The sequence below is a fragment of the Marinilabilia sp. genome (assembly GCF_016278715.1).
GTDB lineage: Bacteria > Bacteroidota > Bacteroidia > Bacteroidales > Marinilabiliaceae > Marinilabilia.
Genome location: NZ_JADQBH010000115.1, coordinates 1 through 3588 on the forward strand (window position 1 = coordinate 1; position 3588 = coordinate 3588).

At 43.2% G+C, this 3588-nt stretch carries 3 protein-coding genes and 1 pseudogene; 3 read left to right on the forward strand and 1 reads right to left on the reverse strand.

From position 1 onward, the window contains the following. The first annotated feature begins 681 nt into the window (after nucleotides 1-681). The 3 genes from QZZ43_RS06950 to QZZ43_RS06960 all read left to right on the forward strand — a co-directional run bounded on the left by QZZ43_RS06950 (nucleotide 682) and on the right by QZZ43_RS06960 (nucleotide 3053). Nucleotides 682-1341 carry a TorF family putative porin gene (locus QZZ43_RS06950; protein ID WP_291857383.1) on the forward strand — a complete coding sequence of 220 codons (660 nt, stop codon included), beginning with the start codon at nucleotides 682-684 and terminating at the stop codon, nucleotides 1339-1341. Nucleotides 1342-1420: 79 nt separating this feature from the next. Continuing rightward, entirely contained in the window at nucleotides 1421-1777 is a 357-nt protein-coding gene (locus tag QZZ43_RS06955; RefSeq protein ID WP_291857385.1) for a P-II family nitrogen regulator, read from the forward strand. A gap of 40 nt (nucleotides 1778-1817) precedes the next feature. Continuing rightward, entirely contained in the window at nucleotides 1818-3053 is a 1236-nt protein-coding gene (locus QZZ43_RS06960) for an ammonium transporter (RefSeq protein WP_291857387.1), read from the forward strand. Between the two features lie 283 nt (nucleotides 3054-3336). Here QZZ43_RS06960 and QZZ43_RS06965 read toward each other — a convergent pair. Further along, nucleotides 3337-3588: pseudogene (locus tag QZZ43_RS06965) on the reverse strand (DNA polymerase III subunit beta); the annotation flags it as partial.

The window sequence follows — 3588 nt, forward strand, 5'->3', positions numbered from 1 at the left end:
GTCCACTCCGAAAAGATTCTTTGGTGCCGAACATCTTCGTTAAATAAATCTTTTAAGTCTTCATTAACAACAAGTTAACTCCGAAACTAAAATTCCTTGCGTCTCGATCCTGACAAAAATACCTCTTTCCGAGCAAACTCATCTTTAGTATTGCAAATCAAATTTAATCATTAAAGCCGAACTATTCATACTTAATTAATAATTCTAGTCCCATTCTTCAAAGACATTTAATCTTTGAGAAAAAATTGCTTCGCGTTTCTCCCAATGAAAGATTTTAATAACAATCAAATTAATAATTGGTGACCACATTTGGGGAACTGGTGTACTTATCCTTTCTATTTTGCCTCAAACTTTTTGTAGGTGGCACTCGCTATGAAGCCATCCCAATATTTTTCCATTAATTATTCTTACCCACCCTCTAAAAAAGGGGGTGTTCTTCCAAATTATACTCTTTTCTCATCAAGAACCCAATTCCAAACAGGGGGTATTTCATAAAAAATGCAAAATTTTCAATTTTACCCCCTAAAAAATTAGGGTGGAATATCAAATTCATATATATTTGCATCAACAACCTACAAAAAAGAAGGGGTGAGTCTTAAAAAACAACAAATCACAACCAACCACCCCTGTTTTGACGAGGCAAACAATTTTATTAACCACTTATTTTAAAAACTAACCGCTATGAGAAACTTTGGAAAACTATTTTTGGTTATGACCGTCCTGGGTCTTTTTTTCACCGGCTTTACTGGTAAAGCACAGGTTGATGTGAGTGTAGGGGCCGACCTGATGAGTCGTTACGTATGGCGTGGAACCGACTTTGGGGGCTCACCCAGTATTCAACCTTATCTGGAAATGAGTGCAGGTAATTTTGTGTTGGGTGCCTGGGGTGCTTACACTACCAACCTGCCTGGAGCTCAAGAAGCCGACCTTTATGCCGGCTATTCATTTGGGGAGGTTTTCGGCCTTACCGTTACCGATTACTACTTCCCCATGGATGACATGTCGGATGAATATTTCGATTACGACAACAATCATTCTATTGAAGTCAGTGGAACCCTCACATTGGACAAATTCAGTCTGCTGGCAGGTAAGTTCTTTGCCGGAGCCGATGACAAGTCACTCTATTTTGAAGCGGGTTATGATTTCGGTCTGGTTAATGCTTTTGTAGGAGCCGGCGATGAAGTCTATACCACCGATGGAGAATTTGGAATCGTAAACATTGGAGTTGGGGCTTCAAAAGAGATAAAGTTCACAGATTATTTCTCACTTCCTCTTTCCGGTTCTGTTATTCTGAACCCGGAGAGCGAGAGTTTATTCATGGTGGTAGGGGTATCGTTCTGATGCCGAAAAACCCGGTGGTAACCAATTTGAACCACCGGAGATTCTTCCAACAAGTCAAAAACCTATAAAAAAATTACTCATGAAAAAAATTGAAGCCATCATACGCAAAACCAAGTTCGATGATGTAAAGGAAGCCCTCAGCAAAGTGGGAATAGATTTCTTTTCCTTCTGGGAAGTACGCGGAATAGGTCGGTCACGCGAAGAAAGGGCTTTCCGTGGTATCATTTACGACACCAGTGCCATTGAGCGGATAAAAATATCGATTGTAGTACGTGACAAAAACCTGAAAAACACCATTAACGCCATCCTGGAATCGGGAAAAACCGGTGCAATTGGAGACGGGAAAATCTTCGTGGTTGACATAGAAGAATCCTATCGGATACGCACAGGGGAAAAAGGCGATGAAGCCCTTTTTATCAAAGGAGAGGAGGAGTAACACCAACCCTTCAGGTTTAATCTATTAAAATCTTACTATTATGGAAGAAATTACAAAACAAGTATCCGAAATATCCGTCTCTTTAGACATGTTATGGGTTTTAATTGCAGCCGCAATGGTCATGTTTATGCAACCCGGTTTTGCAATGGTTGAAGCAGGATTTACCCGCGCCAAGAACACAGCCAACATTCTGATGAAAAACTTTCTTGATTTTTCTGTTGGCTCACTGGTGTTTTGGCTGATAGGCTTCAGCATCATGTTTGGCACCGACCTTGGAGGATTCATCGGTATGCCCGATCTCTTCTTCTCAGGAAGTTATGGCAATGATGTAGATTATGCCATTTTGATATTTCAGACCGTTTTTGCCGCTACTGCTGCTACCATTGTATCCGGTGCCGTGGCCGAACGGACAGAGTTCAAGGGATATATCATTGCCAGTTTCTTTATCACCGCACTTATATACCCCATTTCCGGGCATTGGGTCTGGGGCGGAGGATGGCTCAGCGAGCTGGGCTTCCACGACTTTGCTGGTTCAACCGTAGTACACTCCGTGGGCGGATGGCTTGGTTTGGTTGGCGCGGCAACCGTAGGACCTCGACTGGGTAAATACAACGGCAAACGAAAAGCCATCCCTGGACACAGTTTAACCATTGGCGCCCTTGGGGTATTCATACTATGGTTTGGTTGGTTTGGATTTAACCCCGGGTCTCAGTTAGCAGCCAGTGGACTGGACAACATTTCCGCTGTTGCCTCCATCTTCGTAACCACAAACCTGTCGGCTGCCGCAGGAACCGTTACAGCAATGATTATCTCCTGGATGCGATACAAGCGACCTTCTCTGGGCTTGTCCCTTAACGGTGCCTTAGCCGGATTGGTAGCCATTACAGCTGGTTGCGACATTGTAAGTCCCGGCGGGGCTGTCATTATCGGAATCGTAGCAGGATTTGTACTGATATTCGGTGTTGAAATGCTGGACAAGCTTAAAATTGATGACCCTGTAGGTGCCGTTACAGTTCACGGATTCAGTGGTGCTGCAGGAACCCTCATGGTGGGTCTTTTGGCCACCGAAGGAGGACTCTTTTATGGTGGCGGAGCAAGCCTGCTTGGAGTTCAGGCCTTAGGTGTCGTAGCTGTTGCCGCATGGGCACTTGCACTTGGATTCATCCTGTTCAGAGGCATTAAAGCTACTGTTGGGCTGCGTGTTCCCAAGCGCGTTGAGGAAGAAGGTCTCGACATCTATGAGCATGGGGAAACTGCTTACGACAATCTTGTATAATTAAATTTCAGATGTCCGTTTCCGGGAATTAAATACTCCGGAAACGGACTTTATATTCTGCACCTTTCAATTTACCTTAATAACCGTAAAAAACGAGACAACCCGGAAGGAGATATTCATTAAAAAATGCCATAACGATGGCTGATCTGGTTTAAATTATCCAGTTCTATTAATTGTCCTGTTTTTAAGTCTGTCTGAAAAGGCAGACTTTTTTTTGACACAAAAAAATGTCCCGCCGAACAATTCAGCGGGACGTTTTTATATATCCGTAGTAAAAAAACTATCAGGCATTAATCATCATTGGCATGAGCAACATAAGCTCGTCCTCATTTTCGGACTTATCGAAAGGCACGAAAATCCCTGCACGGGCAGGGTCTGACAATTCAAGAACAATATCAGATGAAGAAATATTCTCCAGTATATCGGCCAGAAATCCTGATTTAAAACCAATCTCCATTTCGTCGCCTTCGTACTGACAACCCAGTTTTTCGTGGGCCGAAATAGAAAAGTCCAAATCCTGAGCTGAAACCACCAT

What these genes read in the sequence shown, in the direction of transcription:
- QZZ43_RS06950 (WP_291857383.1), top strand. Translation starts at nt 682, where the DNA reads ATGAGAAACTTTGGAAAACTATTTTTGGTTATGACCGTCCTGGGTCTT.
- QZZ43_RS06955 (WP_291857385.1), top strand. Translation starts at nt 1,421, where the DNA reads ATGAAAAAAATTGAAGCCATCATACGCAAAACCAAGTTCGATGATGTA.
- QZZ43_RS06960 (WP_291857387.1), top strand. Translation starts at nt 1,818, where the DNA reads ATGGAAGAAATTACAAAACAAGTATCCGAAATATCCGTCTCTTTAGAC.